The organism is Cellulomonas sp. NEAU-ZC6, from assembly GCF_056844425.1.
Genome location: NZ_JBXFYH010000003.1, coordinates 427034 through 442475, shown reverse-complemented (window position 1 = coordinate 442475; position 15442 = coordinate 427034). Strand labels below are relative to the sequence as shown.

13 protein-coding genes are annotated in these 15442 nt (G+C 75.2%); 6 read left to right on the top strand and 7 right to left on the bottom strand.

Translation table 11 applies throughout. The annotated features are described in order from the left end of the window. Window positions 1-87 precede the first annotated feature (87 nt). Genes AC1050_RS15575 through AC1050_RS15565 form a run of 3 tightly spaced genes read right to left on the bottom strand, consistent with a single transcriptional unit; the run spans window position 88 to window position 4503 of the window. Window positions 88-2067: a hypothetical protein gene (locus tag AC1050_RS15575; protein ID WP_482388313.1), complete on the bottom strand. Its 1980-nt coding sequence runs from the start codon at window positions 2065-2067 to the stop codon at window positions 88-90. Beyond that, window positions 2064-4004: an HSP90 family protein gene (locus AC1050_RS15570; RefSeq protein ID WP_482388312.1), complete on the bottom strand. Its 1941-nt coding sequence runs from the start codon at window positions 4002-4004 to the stop codon at window positions 2064-2066. Before AC1050_RS15570 ends, AC1050_RS15575 begins: the two co-directional genes overlap by 4 nt. A 10-nt stretch (window positions 4005-4014) precedes the next feature. Continuing rightward, on the bottom strand, window positions 4015-4503 hold the full coding sequence (locus AC1050_RS15565) for a type III secretion system chaperone family protein (protein ID WP_482388311.1): 489 nt from the start codon (window positions 4501-4503) through the stop codon (window positions 4015-4017). Window positions 4504-4814: 311 nt separating this feature from the next. Between AC1050_RS15565 and AC1050_RS15560 the strand changes: the two genes are divergently transcribed. Next, window positions 4815-5264: a type III secretion system chaperone family protein gene (locus AC1050_RS15560; RefSeq protein WP_482388310.1), complete on the top strand. Its 450-nt coding sequence runs from the start codon at window positions 4815-4817 to the stop codon at window positions 5262-5264. After that, window positions 5261-5770, top strand: coding sequence for a type III secretion system chaperone family protein (locus AC1050_RS15555; protein WP_482388309.1), 510 nt, complete (start codon window positions 5261-5263; stop codon window positions 5768-5770). Before AC1050_RS15560 ends, AC1050_RS15555 begins: the two co-directional genes overlap by 4 nt. 34 nt (window positions 5771-5804) lie before the next feature. Here the strand turns inward: AC1050_RS15555 and miaB are convergent, their stop codons facing one another. Further along, entirely contained in the window at window positions 5805-7409 is a 1605-nt protein-coding gene (miaB, locus tag AC1050_RS15550) for a tRNA (N6-isopentenyl adenosine(37)-C2)-methylthiotransferase MiaB (protein ID WP_482388308.1), read from the bottom strand. Between the two features lie 134 nt (window positions 7410-7543). Here miaB and AC1050_RS15545 point away from each other — a divergent pair, with 134 nt between their 5' ends. From AC1050_RS15545 to AC1050_RS15530, 4 genes are all read left to right on the top strand, one after another. Next, window positions 7544-8317: an amino acid ABC transporter ATP-binding protein gene (locus AC1050_RS15545; protein WP_482388307.1), complete on the top strand. Its 774-nt coding sequence runs from the start codon at window positions 7544-7546 to the stop codon at window positions 8315-8317. A 74-nt stretch (window positions 8318-8391) separates the two neighbouring features. Then, window positions 8392-9270 carry a glutamate ABC transporter substrate-binding protein gene (locus AC1050_RS15540; RefSeq protein WP_482388306.1) on the top strand — a complete coding sequence of 293 codons (879 nt, stop codon included), beginning with the start codon at window positions 8392-8394 and terminating at the stop codon, window positions 9268-9270. Window positions 9271-9364: 94 nt separating this feature from the next. Continuing rightward, entirely contained in the window at window positions 9365-10015 is a 651-nt protein-coding gene (locus AC1050_RS15535; protein ID WP_482388305.1) for an amino acid ABC transporter permease, read from the top strand. 52 nt (window positions 10016-10067) lie between these two features. Beyond that, window positions 10068-10961, top strand: a complete 894-nt coding sequence (locus AC1050_RS15530; RefSeq protein WP_482388304.1) for an amino acid ABC transporter permease — start codon at window positions 10068-10070, stop codon at window positions 10959-10961. Between the two features lie 229 nt (window positions 10962-11190). Here AC1050_RS15530 and rny read toward each other — a convergent pair whose 3' ends face one another. The 3 genes from rny to recA form a co-directional block, all read right to left on the bottom strand. Continuing rightward, window positions 11191-12783 carry a ribonuclease Y gene (gene rny / locus AC1050_RS15525; protein ID WP_482388303.1) on the bottom strand — a complete coding sequence of 531 codons (1593 nt, stop codon included), beginning with the start codon at window positions 12781-12783 and terminating at the stop codon, window positions 11191-11193. 200 nt (window positions 12784-12983) lie between these two features. Continuing rightward, on the bottom strand, window positions 12984-14348 hold the full coding sequence (locus AC1050_RS15520; protein WP_482388302.1) for a regulatory protein RecX: 1365 nt from the start codon (window positions 14346-14348) through the stop codon (window positions 12984-12986). Continuing rightward, window positions 14348-15388, bottom strand: coding sequence for a recombinase RecA (gene recA, locus AC1050_RS15515; protein ID WP_482388301.1), 1041 nt, complete (start codon window positions 15386-15388; stop codon window positions 14348-14350). Before recA ends, AC1050_RS15520 begins: the two co-directional genes overlap by 1 nt. Between the last annotated feature and the right edge of the window lie 54 nt (window positions 15389-15442).

Below are 15442 nucleotides of genomic sequence, written 5' to 3'. Positions count from 1 at the left end.
GGCAGTCCTCGCCTGTGCCGGGCGCTCGGGCCACAGGCGTGGACTGCCATCTCGGCGCGCACCCGCCTCTCGGCGTCGGCGCGGGGGTCAGGACGTCAGCGAGCGGGCCAGGTCGTCGGCGCGGGCTTCCTGGCCCGAGCGGCGCAGGACGTCGACCAGCGCGTTCGCCACCTCGCCGTGCGGGTCGCGCTGCCGCGCCGCGGCGAAGCCCTCCATGGCCGACTCGAGGTGCCAGACGGCCTCGTCCACGTGCCCGAGGGCGTCGTGCAGCCGGCCGGCGAGCCAGAAGGCGTGCGCCGCGTCGGCCACCGCCCCGACGCCGGCGTACGCCTCGGCTGCGGTCTGCGCGCGGGTCGCCGCCGCGGCCGCGCGCTCCGGCCCGCCGAGCGTCGCGAGCAGCCGGGCGGCGGCGTCCTCCAGGTCGGCGAGGGCACGCCGCGCCGCGGCCTGGTCCCGGGCGACCAGCTCGGGTGCCCGGTCGGACGCGTCCCCGGCGACCCCCAGCCGGGTGACCAGCGCGTCGGCCTGGGCCAGCACGGACCCGGCGTCCCCGGTCGCCGCGGCGGCGCGCGCCCACGCGGCGACCACCGGTGCGAGCGACGGCGCGTCGACGCCCCCGGCCTGCATCCGCGCCACGGCGGCGGCGTAGCCGGCGGCGGCCCCGTCGTCGTCCCCGAGCACCTGGGCGCAGTGCGCCGCCTCCGCGTAGGCGTACCCGGACTCCGTGAGCAAGCCCGCGCCCTCGAACGCGACGGCCGCGTCCAGGTAGACGCCGGCGGCGGACTCGGCGTCACCCGCCGACGACAGGCGCTCGGCCTCCGCGGCGAGCTCGGCGGGGTCCGGGGCCGCGGCGCGGCGGGCGGTCCCCGGTGCGCTCGCCGGGGCCGCGCCGTGAGCCGCCGCGGCGGCCTGGAGCGACGGCACCGATGGCACGCTCGGCACCGGTCCCCCGCCCAGCCCGCGTGGGAGCACGTCCAGGTCCAGCCGGTGCGCGGCCGCCTCGGTGGCCCAGGCCCGCGCCACCGCCTCGCTCTCCGCGGTGGTCCCGTTGCGGGCGTCGAACTGCGCGGCGAGCGTGTCCGCCTGCGCGCGCAGCCAGTCGTCGAGCTCGGCGACCGTCGTCGCGGGGACCGCGGTGAGGCGCACCTCCCGGTCGCCGTGCCCGCCGCTGCGCAGCACGTGCGTGGCGGCGCCGACCAGCCGCGCGAACGCGAGCCGCGAGTACGGGGTGTCCCCGCCGGTCAGGTACTGCTGGTCGTCCTCGACGGCGCGCAGCGCGCGGTCCACCTGCCCCCCGCGGGCCAGCAGCCTCGCGCGGCGGCCGCGGGCGCCGACCATGTCGGACTCGGCCTCGGCCAGCGCCGCGACGGCCCGGCGGTGCGTCCGCGCGGCGTCCTGCGTGCGACCGGCGTCGAGGTAGGCCTCCGCGAGGTACGACAGCATGTCGGCGGGCTCGGACGCGCAGGAGGGGTCCGCGGTGAGGGTCCGCTCGATCAGCCGCACGCCCTCCTCGGCCCGACCGGTCGCGAGCAGCCACGCGGCGCGGTCGCCCGGGTCGCACGCCTCGCACTGGGAGTAGTCGTCGCGCGGCGTGGCGATCCAGGTCTGGTACGCGGCCTCGGCCTCGGGCAACCCGCGCTGCCGGGCCCAGGCGAACCGCTCGTACGCGACGGCGTCCATCCCGTTGCCCGCCAGCGCGAACCGGCGCTCCATGTCGGCGAGCGTGCGGTCGATCTGCTCGGCCGGGACGGTCGGGAAGTCCGCGAGACCGCTGATCATCCACTTGAACGACCAGAACAGGCCGTGCCGGTCGTGGGCGTCGAAGTGCTCGGGGTGCTCGTCCCACCACCGCAGCAGCCGGGCGAACGCCACGAACGAGCGGTCGACCTCGCCGCCCCACTGGTACGCCTCGACCAGCGTGCCGAGCGCGAACGCCCGTGCCGCGTCCGGGCCCTCGGCGTCGACCAGCCGGACCTGCCGCTCGGCGGCCTGGGTGCGCGCCGCCCCGTAGGGCATCTGCCGCACCCGGCTGATCTCGCGGTTGGCCTCGTCCAGCGTGCGGCTCACGCGTGCTCCTCGTCGTCGTGGTCGATCGCGCCGTCGGCACGCTCGTCGGTGCCGGCGGTTCCGCGCAGGCCCGCGCGCAGCAGCACGGCCATCGAGCCGGTCATCAGCTCGGCGTCCCGTGCCCGCAGCGGCTCGCCGGAGAGCAGCAGCGCCGAGACGTACAGCGACCGCAGCCCCGCGGCCGACACCGTGCCGGGCGGGGCCGCGAGCAGCTCGCGCACCAGCGGGCTGGCGTCGTTCAGCACCAGCTGCCGGGCCACGGCGGGCTCGGCGAACCCGGCGAGCACGTCGCCCCAGACGTCGTCGGCCTCGGCCATCGCGGCCTGCAGGTCGCGCTGGTGGTCGCCGTCCCGGTCGTGCAGCAGCACGGCGGGCAGCTCGGCGGGCTCGAACGTGCGCAGCACCAGCTCGGTGTCCAGCGGCCGCAGCACCTCGCCGCCGGCGCGCACCGCGTCCAGGGTGGCCAGCTCGCGCTCCGGCGTGACCGGCGCCAGCACCTGGGCGATGTCCCCTGCCCCGAGCGGGCGCACCTCGCCCAGCGACGCCCCGCCGCGCGCGACGAGCCGGGCGAGCAGGTCGGCGTCGTACACGTAGCCGGCGTTCACCACGGCGATGCCCTGGGCGCGAGCCACCGGCGCGATCCGGCGGTACTCCTCGAGCGTCGGCGCGTACACGACCCGGCCGTGCTGCTCGGCGACCTCCGCCAGCGTGAGGGTCCCGTCGGTCGTCTCGTACGGCAGGATCCGGGCCGCGAGGTCGAGCATCGTGTCGTCGGTCAGCGCGAGCGAGCGCACCGCGAGGTGGTGGGTGCTCACGAACTGCCGGGCGAGCGTCGTGGACGACTCGAGCGTGCGCAGCGTCCAGGACCGGACCGCGCCCGCGAGCGCCTCCTGCGTGGCCAGCAGCACCTCGTCCGTGTACAGCTGCTCGCGGGAGGCGGTCGGTCGCAGGCCGGAGGCGTCGATCACGCAGCGGACGAAGAACGCCCACTCGGGCAGCAGGCCCTCGACCCGGGAGCCGAGCAGCATCCGCTTGAGGTAGACGCGGTGCGAGCCGCCGCCGCCCGGCGGCACCGCGGCCGGCAGCACGAACGCCACGCCGGAGACGCCCGCCAGCGGCACCGCCAGGTCGACGTGCGCGAGCGGCGTGAACCCGAAGGTCTCCTCGCAGTACCGCGCCAGCGCCCGGGCGCGTGCCGCCTCGTCCGGGTAGGTCCGGGCCCACGGGGGCTCCGGCGTCGACACCCGGCGCCAGGCGTGCCCGGGACGGGGCGTGCCGTCGGCGGGCAGGTCCGCAGGCAGGTCGGCGGCGTCGCCCGGCGCGCCGGGCGCCAGCGGGACCTCGACCGCCACGTCCACGCCCAGCAGGGAGCCGAACTCCGCCGCGAGCGCCGCGACCGTCTCCCCCGCGAGCCAGTGCTCCATGTCGCGCCGCGGGCGCAGCCGGACGGTGCTGCCCGCGGGCAGGTCGGCACCGGGCAGCTCGACCAGGTCGTACGACCCGTCGGCGTGCCCGCGCCAGCGCACCGCCGGCGCCTCGGGGTCGCGGGCGGACCGCGACACCAGCTCGATCCGGTCGGCCACCATGAACGCCGACAGCAGCCCGATGCCGAACTGCCCGAGGAACTCCTCGCGCCCGAGCCCCAGGTCGAGGTCGCGCTTGGACGACCGCCCGACGGTCGCCAGCAGCTCCTCGGCCTCGGCGCGGGTCAGCCCGACGCCGGAGTCGACCACCAGCAGCGAGCCGTCGGCGAGCGGCCGCAGCCGCACCGTCGCCGGGCACGCCGGGTCCAGCGCGCGGCGCGCGGTGATCGCGTCGACGCCGTTCTGCAGCAGCTCCCGCACGTAGACGCGGGGGCCGGAGTACAGGTGCCGGGCGAGCAGGTCGACGACGCCGTGCAGGTCGACCTGGAACGCCTGGGCGGCGGGCTCCGTCATCGGCGGCGCGTCACTCGCCCTCGAGCTGGGCCTTCGCGGCGGCCGCCTCGGCCGGGAACTGCTCGTCCAGGTGCTCGAACAGGCTCAGCGCCGTCGTGATGCCGCAGGCGAGGTGCAGGTCCAGCTGCTCGTCGGTGACGCCGTGCTCGTAGTCGACCGTGTGCTCCGCGTAGACGCCGACGACGCCGTCCTCGGCGCGCACGTAGCCCTTGGGCCACAGCTTCTCGGAGTTCCAGGTGTTCACCAGGTCGACCACGCGGGCGTACTCCTCGACGCCGACCCGGCGGTTCCAGCGGCCGCGGGTCTGCAGGTACTCCTGCTGGCCGCCCATCCGGAAGAAGTAGAAGAGGTGGCCGTCCCAGTAGCCGCCGACGTCACCGTCGTCGTCGACCGCGTAGTTCATCTGCCGCGCGTCCAGCACGTCGATCAGCCGCTGGTGGGACAGCGGCTGCGGCGTGGGCGCGGCAGCGGTCTCGTCCGGCTTGGTGAAGAAGCCCATGTCGTTCCTCGTCCTCGTGCTCGTGACCGGCGTCGGTGCAGGTGACGGACCGGTCGAGGCCCGCACGGACCGAGCCTAACCCGATCGTCCGCGCCCACCGGGGACCGGTGGTGCCCGTTCCGGTGAACATCTCGCGGCGCGCTGGCACGGCCGGGTCCCCCGCGTATGGTGTGGGCATGGGTCTGTTCCGGAACCGTCGGCCGCGCCGGGGGCCCGACCGGCCCGCGCCTCCGACCAGCGGCCACCAGGCCGGTCCCGTCCCGCCGAACCCGGGTCGCCGCGGGCCGCGCACGCTCCCCGAGCCCGCCGGCGTGACCGTCGAGGACGGTCGCCCCACCCCGCTGTCGTCCGAGCGGGTCGTCGAGTGGTTCGAGCGCAACGACTTCCACTACTTCGTGGACAACGACGGCGACCTCGGCGGCCTGTGGCGCGGGCGGCTGTTCTACTTCTTCCTCTTCGGCGACCGGCAGGAGATCCTGCAGGTCCGCGGGCAGTGGCACCGCGAGGTCGCCATCGAGCGGCTCGAGGAGGTGCTGGACGCCTGCACCGAGTGGAACGCCGAGCGGATCTGGCCCAAGGCCTACGTGCGCGTGCGGGACAACGGCATGGTGCACGTCGTCGCGGAGGTGTCCACGGACCTCGAGCACGGCGCGACCGACGCCCAGCTCAGCCAGGTGCTGTTCTGCGGGCTGTCGACCTCGAGCACGTTCTTCGACGCGATCGACGAGCTCTACCCCGACCCCGCGGCGGTGGCCCCGTGACCGCCCCGCGCACGCCGGGCTGGCTGTCGCGCGTGCTCGGCGAGCGGTCCGTGGCACCCGCCCCCGAGCGCAAGGTGCCGCTGCAGGCGCGGCCGACACCGCTGACCCGGGACCGGGTGGCGGCGGTGCTCGCCGAGCGCGGCTACCACTACCGGGTGGACGAGGACGGCGACCTGACCGGGGTCTGGAACGACTCCCGGTTCTGGTTCCTGCTGCTCGGCGAGCAGCGCGAGATCCTGCAGGTCCGCGGGCGGTGGCACCGGCAGCTGCCGGTCGACAGCCGGCGCGCCGTCACGCTCGCCCTGAACGACTGGAACCGCGAGCGGATCTGGCCGAAGCTCTACCTCCGCGAGGAGGAGGGCCAGCTCGCCGTGTACAGCGAGGTGTCGACCGACCTCGAGCACGGCGTCACCGCCGAGCAGCTGGACCAGCTGATCTCGTGCGGGCTCGGCACGGGCGTGCAGAGCTTCGCCTCGTTCGACTCGCTGCTGCCGCCCTCCGTCTGAGCCCGTCGCAGGGTCGGCCGGAGGTCGGCGCGGGTCAGCGCGGGCCGACGCCGATGGTCGGCAGGCCGAGCAGCACCGGGGCCGCCGGACCGCCCGCCGCCCCTCCCGTGCCGCACGCGTCGCCCGCACCGCCGTGCGCGTGGTCGTCCTCGCCCCGCTGCCGGCGCTCCCACGCGTCGCCCGCCCGCGTCCGCCGCACGGCGAACGGCCCGCCCTGCACCGCGGAGTCCGCCACCAGGTGGTGCGGTGCCGCGTGCGTGACCGCGACGGTGACCAGGTCACCGGGGCGCGGGGCGTCCGCCTCGGGCAGCCCGGCGGGCAGCGCGAGGTGCACCAGGCGGTTGTCCGCCGCGCGGCCGGACAGCCGGTGCGTGGCGCCGTCCTTACGGCCCTCGCCCTCGGCCACCAGGACCTCGACGGTGCGGCCCACCTGGCGCTGCGCCTCCGCGAGGCCGATGCGGTCCTGCAGCGCGAGCAGCCGCTCGTACCGCTCCTGGACGACCGCCTTGGGCAGCTGGTCGGGCAGGTCGGCGGCGGGCGTGCCCGGGCGCGGGGAGTACTGGAACGTGAAGGCCGACGAGAACCGGGACGCCTCGACCACGCGCAGGGTCTCGGCGAAGTCCTCCTCGGTCTCCCCGGGGAAGCCCACGATGATGTCGGTCGTGATGGCCGCGTCCGGCATCGCGGCGCGCACGCGGTCGAGGATGCCGAGGAACTTCTCCGACCGGTACGACCGGCGCATGGCGCGCAGCACCCGGTCCGAGCCCGACTGCAGCGGCATGTGCAGGCTGGGCATCACGGTCGGCGTCTCGGCCATCGCGGCGATGACGTCGTCCGTGAACGAGGCGGGGTGCGGGGAGGTGAACCGCAGCCGCTCCAGCCCGGGGATCGCCCCGGCGGCGCGCAGCAGCTTGGCGAACGCGCCGCGGTCGCCGAACTCCACGCCGTACGAGTTCACGTTCTGACCGAGCAGCGTGACCTCGACCGCGCCCTGGTCCACCAGCGCGGCCACCTCGGCCAGCACGTCGCCGGGCCGGCGGTCGCGCTCCTTGCCCCGCAGGTGCGGCACGATGCAGAACGTGCAGGTGTTGTTGCAGCCGACGCTGATGGACACCCACCCCGCGTAGACGGACTCGCGCCGGGTGGGCAGCGTCGACGGGAAGACCTTGAGGGACTCCTCGATCTCGACCTCGGCGGCCTCGTTGTGCCGGGCGCGCTCCAGCAGCACCGGCAGCACGTCGAGGTTGTGCGTGCCGAACACGACGTCCACCCACGGCGCGCGCTCGACGATGCCGCTGCGGTCCTTCTGCGCCAGGCAGCCGCCCACGGCGATCTGCATCCCGGGGCGCGCGCGCTTGGTCCCCGCCAGCCGGCCGAGGTTGCCGTACAGCTTGTCGGCCGCGTTCTCCCGGACCGCGCACGTGTTGATGACGATGACGTCGGCCTCCTCCGCGGCGGCGGCCTCGGGCGTCGCGGCGACGTAGCCGGCCTGCTCGAGCATGCCCGCCATGTGCTCGGAGTCGTGCACGTTCATCTGGCAGCCGAGGGTCTTCACCAGGTAGGTGCGCGCAGGTGCCGCCGCGCCCGACGCGTCGAGGTCGAGGGCGGTGCGGACGGGGGGCTCGGTCGTCGTGCTCATCGCCGACAAGGGTACGTCGGCCCGGCCCGGCGCCCCGTCCGCTTGCCCGCCGCCGGGGCCCACATGACCGAGACGTTTCCGCATCGTGACCTGAAGGGGTGGCGCGGGTAACAATCGCCTCATAGGTTCCAGGGATGGCACAGCCCGATCCGGTCCCCGCCCAGCACGCGGGCGAGCCCCTCGTCGTCCTCGACCACGTCGACAAGCACTTCGGTGCGCTGCACGTCCTCAAGGACGTCAACCTGACCGTGCGCCGCGGCGAGGTCGTCGTCGTCATCGGCCCGTCCGGCTCCGGCAAGTCCACGCTGTGCCGGACCATCAACCGGCTGGAGACCATCGAGTCCGGCACCATCACCCTCGACGGCGTCCCGCTGCCCGCCGAGGGCCGCGCCCTGGCGAAGCTGCGCGCCGACGTCGGCATGGTGTTCCAGTCGTTCAACCTGTTCGCGCACCGCACCGTCCTGCAGAACGTCACCCTCGGCCTGCGCAAGGTCCGGCGGATCGGCGGCGCCGAGGCCAAGGAGCGCGCGATGGCCCTGCTCGAGCGGGTGGGCGTCGCCAACCAGGCCGACAAGCTGCCCGCGCAGCTGTCCGGCGGTCAGCAGCAGCGCGTCGCGATCGCCCGGGCGCTCGCGATGGAGCCCAAGGTGATGCTGTTCGACGAGCCCACCTCCGCGCTCGACCCCGAGATGATCAACGAGGTGCTGGACGTCATGACGGCCCTCGCCGCCGAGGGCATGACCATGGTCGTGGTCACGCACGAGATGGGCTTCGCCCGCCGGGCCGCGGACCGCGTGGTCTTCATGGACGGCGGCGCCATCGTCGAGGAGGCCGACCCCGAGACCTTCTTCACCGCGCCGCGGTCCGACCGCGCCCGCGACTTCCTGTCGAAGATCCTCACCCACTGAGCCCTGCTCACCCACGCACCCACCCGGCCGGGCACGTCCCGGCGGGCACCCGACACGCGACGCAAGGAGCTCCCATGAGAACCCGCACCGCTGGACCGATCGCCCTGGCGGCAGCCGCCGTCCTCACGCTCGCCGCCTGCGGCGGCTCGGACGACGGCGACGAGGGCTCGACGCCCGAGGTCTCCGAGGTCGACGCCGCCTCGTTCCCCGAGGGCTCGACGATGGCCGAGCTCGCCGAGGCGGGCGAGATCACGATCGGCACGAAGTTCGACCAGCCGCTGTTCGGCCTGGTCGGGCCCGACGGCACCCCCGAGGGCTTCGACGTCGAGATCGGCAAGATCATCGCCGGCGCCCTCGGCATCCCGGAGGACGGCATCACCTGGACCGAGACCATCTCGGCCAACCGCGAGTCGTTCATCGAGTCCGGCCAGGTCGACCTCGTCATCGCGACCTACACGATCAACGACGAGCGCAAGGAGGTCGTGTCGTTCGCGGGCCCGTACTACGAGGCGGGCCAGTCGATCCTCACGCTCGCCAGCAACGAGGACATCCAGAGCGAGGAGGACCTCGCGGGCAAGAAGGTCTGCACCGTCTCCGGCTCCACGCCCGAGGCGAACCTGCTGGAGAACTTCCCCGACACCGAGGTCGTGCCGTTCGGCGCGTACTCCGACTGCCTCGAGCCGCTGCGCGGCGGCCAGGTGGACGCCATGAGCACCGACAACGTCATCCTCGCGGGCTTCGCGGCCGACGACCCGACGTTCGAGGTCCGCGGCGAGCCGTTCACCTCCGAGCCGTACGGCATCGGCCTGGCCCTGGACGACACCGAGTTCCGGAACTGGATCAACGACACCCTCGAGGCCAGCTTCGAGGACGGCACCTGGACCGAGGCGTGGGAGTCCACCGCCGGCGCCGTGCTGCCGACCCCGGAGCCCCCGGCCGTCGACCGGTACTGACCCGCGTGCCGCCCGGCCCGCGCACCTCGCGCGGGCCGGGCGCCGCACCCCTGCCGCGCCGTCGTGCGCGGCCCTCGAACCCGAAGGACCCTGCGTGGACCTCTTCGCCGACAACCTGCCGGCCTACCTGAACGGCTTCCTCGTCACCCTGAGGCTCACCGCCCTGTCCGGGTTGATCGCCCTGGTCTGGGGCACCGTGCTCGCCGCCATGCGGGTCTCCCCCGTGGCGACCCTGCGCGGCCTCGCCGTGACGTACGTGGAGCTGCTCCGCAACACCCCGCTCACGCTGGTGTTCTTCTTCCTCGTCTTCGTGGCCCCGCAGTTCGGGGTCGTGCCGCCGCTCGGCTTCTGGACCGCCGTCATCGCGCTGTCCGCCTACACCTCGGCGTTCGTGGCCGAGGCCGTGCGGTCCGGCATCAACGCCGTGCCGATCGGACAGGCGGAGGCCGCCCGCGCCATCGGCCTTACGTTCGGCCAGACGCTCAACCTGGTCGTGCTGCCGCAGGCCGTGCGCTCGGTCGTCCCGCCGATCATCAACGTGCTGATCGCCCTGACCAAGAACACCTCGGTCGCCGCGGGCTTCGCCGTCGTCGAGCTGCTCGCCTCCGGGCGCCGGATCGCCCTGGCGAACCCGTCCGAGGCGATGCTCGCCCTGGCCGGCGTCGGCATCTTCTACCTGATCATCACCATCCCGGCCGGCCTGCTCGCCGGGGTCCTCGAGCGGAAGGTGGCGTTCGCCCGATGATCGCACCCCACGACCTCGTTCGCTCCGCTCACGAGCCCGAGGGGGCCCCGAGATGAGCTCCGTCCTGTACGACGAGCCCGGACCCGTCGCGCGCCGCCGGGAGCGGATCGGCTCCGTGATCGGGGCCCTGCTGATCATCGCCCTGCTCGCGCTCGCCTTCCGGTACGCCGACGGCCGCGGCCTGTTCGGCGCCGACCGCTGGGACGTGCTCTACGACCCGCCCAAGAACCAGTCCGCCGAGGACGTCTGGCGCTCGATGGTGATCCGCGGCCTGGGCGCCACCCTGCGCGCCGCCGTCGTCGCCGCGCCGCTCGCGCTCGTGCTCGGCCTGCTGCTCGCCATGTGGCGCACCACCCGCATCGCCTGGCTGCGTGCCCCCGCGACCGCCGTCATCGAGCTGTTCCGCGGCCTGCCCGTGCTGCTCATGATGCTGTTCGGCCTGCTCGGCTTCGGCTGGGACGCGTTCGCCTCGGTCGTGTTCGGGCTCACCGTCTACAACATGGCGATCATCGCCGAGATCCTGCGTGCGGGCCTCGCCTCGCTGCCCAAGGGCCAGACCGAGGCCGCGTACGCCATCGGGCTGTCCCGGTGGCAGACGCTGCTGCTGGTGCAGCTGCCGCAGGCCGTCCGGACCATGCTGCCCAGCCTGATCGCCCAGCTCGTGGTGCTGCTGAAGGACTCGTCGCTCGGGTTCATCGTCGGCTACCCCGAGCTGCTCAAGGCGATGCAGAACAACGCGCAGTACTTCGGGCAGAAGTACTACGTCGCCCTGTTCCTGGTCGGCGCGGGCATCTACCTGGTCGTCAACATCGCGCTGACCCGGCTGGCCGTGTGGCTCCAGCGGCGCAGCACCCGCACCGGCAAGGCCGCCGCGGACCCGACGCTCGTCACGATGACGGCCGGCGGCCCGGGCGGCGCGGCAGCAGGCGCCGGCGGCACGGTCTGACCCACCCGGCCGAGGGGACCCGGCCGGGCCCGGCCACTCCACCGGGCGCGCCCGACCGACCGCACTCCCCCGCCGAGATAGGGCCGCCGCACCGAGATAGGGCTCAGGAAGGTCCTACCTCGCCGCGACGGCCCTATCTCGGCGAGCGCGAGAGGGCGAGCGCGACGGGCGCGGGCGGTGGCGGACGGCGAGGGACCGGTGCCCTGCTCGCCCGCGGCGAGCCTGGTGGTCAGCCGGCGGTGGCGCTGGCGCGGACCTCGCGGACGACGGTCACCTTGATCTCGCCCGGGTAGGACAGGTCCTGCTCGATGTGCCGCGCGATCTCCACCGCGAGCCGCCCGAGGTCCGTGTCCGGGACCTGGCTCGGCTCGACGACCACGCGCATCTCGCGGCCCGCCGCCATCGCGAGCGCGCGGCGGACGCCGGCGTGGCCGGCGACGAGCTCCTCCAGCTGCTCGAGGCGCTCGACGTGCTGGTCGACGTCCTCGCGCCGGGCGCCCGGCCGGGCCGCCGACATGGCGTCGGCGACCTGGACGAGCACCGCCTCGACGGTCTCGGCGGGGACCTCGTCGTGGTGCGCGGCGATGCCGTTGACGACGACGGCCGACTCGCCGTGCCGGGCGGCGAGGGCGGCGCCGACCTGGGCGTGCGTCCCGGGGACCTCGCCGGTGAGCGCCTTGCCGATGTCGTGCAGCAGCGCGGCGCGGCGGGCGACGTCCACGTCGGCGCCGATCTCGCCGGCGACCTGGGCCGCCAGCAGCGCCGACTCCACCAGGTGGTCCAGCACGTTCTGCCCGAACGACGTGCGCAGCCGCAGCCGGCCGAGCACCCGCACGAGCTGCTCGTCGAGGCCCCGCACCCCGGCACGCTCCGCGGCGTCGTGGCCCGCCTCGTCGGCGCGGTCGTCGGCGCCGGCGAGCGCCTCGGCGTAGGCGGCCTCGATCCGCTGCGGGTTGATCCGGCCGTCGGCCATCAGCGCCTCGAGCGTGACCTGGGCGACCTCGCGGCGGTCCGGGTCGAAGCAGGACAGGACGACGGTGTCGGGCGTCTCGTCGACGAGCACGTTGACGCCGGTCAGCGCCTCGAAGAGCCGGATGTTCCGGCCCTCCTTGCCGATGATCCGGCCCTTCATCTCGTCGGAGGGCAGCGGGAGCAGCGTGACGGAGCTCTGGCTGCTCGTCGCGACGGCGGCCCGCTGGACGGCGGTGGCGAGCACCCGGCGGGCGCGGGACTCGGCGGTGCGGCGGGCCTGCGCCTCGATGCGGCGTACGGACGCGGTGGCAGCCGTGGAGGCCTCGGCGGTCAGCTGGCGCAGCAGCTCGGCGCGCGCCTCGGCGGCGGTGAGGCCGGAGGTGGCCTCCAGCCGCTCCGTCGCCTCGTGGTCCGCGGCGGCCAGGCGCTCGGCAGCCTTCCGCTCGCCGGCGGCCACGGCCTCGGCGGCGGTGCGCTCCGCGGCGGAGACGGTCTCGGTGGCCGCGCGCTCGGCGGCGGCGACCCGCTCGGCGGCCGCGGCGGCGGCGGTCGCGGCCTGCTCGGCCGCCTGCCGGCGCAGCTCGGCGGCGGCGTCCTCGGCGGCACGGGCGGCGCGCTCGCGCTCCCCCGCGGTGCGCTCCGCGGCGGCCGCGTTCTCCTCGCGCTCGACCGCGCGGGCCTCCCGCCGCTGGGCGTCGGCGAGCGCACTGCGTGCCTCGTCGCGGATCGACTGCACGTCCTCCAGGGCCTGCCGGCGGACGGCGGCCGCCTCGCGCCGGGCCAGCAGCACGAGGATCAGCGCCACCAGGCACGCGGCCAGGAGTCCGACGACGATCGCGACGTCCTGCATGCCTTCACGCTCCTGGTCCTGGTGCCGCCCGGGCGGGCGGCGGAGGCGCGGCCCGGGACCGCGCGGCACCGGGCGGTCCGGCCGGGCGGGTCGGACGCGTGACCTGCGGCGCCGACGCCCATTGTTCACCACCCGGACGCCCGGCCCGGACAAGCCGCTGCGCGCGGCGGGTCCGCGGGCCACGGAACCGGGACTGCGCGTCAGCCGCGGCGGAAACCGCCCGGGCCGAGGTCGGCGTCGTCGTGGGCCTCGTCGTCCGCGCCCTCGGCGTCGAGCTCCTCGCGGACGACCCGGGAGACGAGCGAGCCGCCGTAACCCCGCCGGCCGAGCGCCCCGTACGCGCGCCGCAGCCGGGTCTCGCGGTCGAGCCCCCGGGTGGCGCGGAGCTTCTTGCGGGCGAGCGCGCGTGCCGCCTGCTCCTCGTCGGCGTCGTCGACCTGCTCGAGCGCCTCGTGCGCGGTCTCGTCGTCGACGCCGCGGCGCCGGAGCTCCTGCGCGAGAGCGCGGCGGGACAGCCCGCGCTCGGTGTGCCGGCTGCGCACGAGGATCTCGGCGTAGGCGGCGTCGTCGACCAGCCCGACCTCGGTGAACCGGTCGAGCACCCGGTCGGCGACCTCCTCCGGCACGTCGCGCTTCGCCATCGCCTCGGCGAGCTGGTGCCGGCTCTTCGGGGCTCCGGTCAGCAGGCGCAGCGCGACGGACCGGGCGACGGACTCGTGGTCCGGCTCCGCGTCCTGCGCGGCGGGACCGTCCTCCGGGGGCTCGGTCGCGGGCGCACGCCGGCGGCCGCCGGTGCCGCGGCGGGCGCCCCCGGGACGCTGCCCGGCGCCGCCGCGGCCGCGGCGCGCGGGTGCCGTGGCCGGCGCGGACCCGGCGTCCCCCGGGTCCGCGTGCCCGGCTCCCGCACCGCGGGCCGCACCGGTCCGGCCCACGAGCTCCGCCAGGCGTGCTGCCACCGCCGCGACCTCGTCCACCGGCCCCGGCGCGTCGGCCGTCGGCTGCGCACCCGCGTCCGGCACGACCGTCGCCGACGACGACGCAGCCGCGGCCGACGCCTCCACGGCGGCAGCCCGCTGCGCGGGACGGCCCGCACGGGGTGCACGCCGGTGCGGGGCGGCCGGTGCGTCGTCGGGCTCGACCGCGGGCGCGTCGACCGCGATGTCGTCCCAGCTCGACGCCGGCGCCGGCGCGTCGACGTCCCAGACCGACCGGGGTCCACCGCCGGCGGCGGGTGCGTCACCGTCCCGGCCGACCGGCGGCACCGGCCCGCCGCCGAGCTCCCAGCCCGTGTCGGCGGCGGACCCGGCCCACGCGGGCACGGCGTCGTCGGCACCGTCGGCACCGTCAGCACGGTCGGTGCTGGCGGCGCTGCCGGCACCGCTGGTGCCGTCGTCCCACGCCGAGGCGCCGTCCTCCGGCGCGGTGTCCCAGGCGGCGGCCCCGTCGTCGGCTCCGTCGGCCCAGGCCGACCCGTCCTCGGGTACGGGGTGCGGCGCGGGGCCCGCCGGACGACCTGCGTCCGCCGGGCCCCGCCCCTGCGCCCTGCTGTCGTGCTGCGTCGACATCAGAAGTCGACCTTCACCTCCGCGCCGGCCGGCTCCTCGACCTTGGCGCCGATGCCGAGCTTGCCGAGGATCTTCTTCTCGATCTCGACGGCGAGGTCCGGGTTGTCGCGCAGGAAGCTGCGGGCGTTCTCCTTGCCCTGGCCGAGCTGGTCGCCCTCGTAGGTGAACCAGGAGCCGGACTTGCGGATGAACCCGTGCTCCACGCCCATGTCGATCAGCCCGCCCTCGCGGGAGATGCCGACGCCGTAGAGGATGTCGAACTCGGCCTGCTTGAAGGGCGGGGCCATCTTGTTCTTGACGATCTTGATGCGGGTCCGGTTGCCGACGGCGTCCGTGCCCTCCTTGAGCGTCTCGATGCGCCGGATGTCCATGCGGACCGAGGCGTAGAACTTGAGCGCCTTGCCACCGGTGGTCGTCTCGGGCGAGCCGAAGAACACGCCGATCTTCTCGCGCAGCTGGTTGATGAAGATCGCGGTGGTGCCGGACGCGTTGAGCGCACCGGTGATCTTGCGCAGCGCCTGCGACATGAGGCGGGCCTGGAGGCCGACGTGGCTGTCGCCCATCTCGCCTTCGATCTCCGCCTTCGGCACCAGGGCGGCGACGGAGTCGATGACGATGATGTCGATCGCGCCGGAGCGGATCAGCATGTCCATGATCTCCAGCGCCTGCTCGCCGGTATCCGGCTGGGACACGAGCAGCGCGTCGGTGTCGACGCCGAGCTTCTTGGCGTAGTCGGGGTCCAGCGCGTGCTCCGCGTCGATGAACGCGGCGATGCCGCCGGCGCGCTGGGCGTTGGCCACGGCGTGCAGGGCGACGGTCGTCTTGCCGGAGGACTCCGGGCCGTAGATCTCGACGACGCGGCCCCGGGGCAGCCCGCCGATCCCGAGCGCGACGTCCAGCGCGACCGAGCCGGTCGGGATGACCTCGACGGGGGCGCGGCCGTCGTCGCCGAGGCGCATGATCGAGCCCTTGCCGAACTGGCGGTCGATCTGGCTGAGGGCGGCCTCGAGGGCCTTCTCGCGGTCCTGGGTAGCGGGCATCGTGCTTTCACCTCGTGCGTCTCGTGCAGCGTCGCGCTGCGCCTACGGGGGCTG